Raw genomic sequence first — 320 nt, forward strand, 5'->3', positions numbered from 1 at the left:
TTCATGCGAGCCAGCAGCTTTTGTCGAATCAAGTCCGCCTCCGCTCCCCCATCTCTTAATTCCCGCTCCATCACAGAAACAGAAGCGGTTTGATATAAGGAAGGCTTCGCATAGAGCACCCGATAGCGTCGCATCATTTCCGAGTCGGAGACCTGGGCTTCTGGACAGACACGAACCAGCACATGGAAGTGATTGTTCATCAAGCAATAAGTAAGCACTTCGATACCCGAAAAATCTGCGACCTGATGGATCATCTTTCGCAAGACCTCCATTTCTCTCAGTTTAAAAAGCGCCTGCCCATTCACAGTGCGGGACATACA

Annotated in this window: 1 protein-coding gene; it reads right to left on the reverse strand. The window is 49.7% G+C overall.

Annotated elements, in window-relative coordinates; genetic code table 11:
- Positions 1–320 (reverse strand): transposase (locus QEH52_RS20435; protein ID WP_308952802.1); only part of this gene is annotated, 320 nt, incomplete at both ends.

The sequence above is a fragment of the Thalassobacterium maritimum genome (assembly GCF_031127805.1).
GTDB classification, from domain to species: Bacteria; Verrucomicrobiota; Verrucomicrobiia; order Opitutales; family Coraliomargaritaceae; genus Thalassobacterium; species Thalassobacterium maritimum.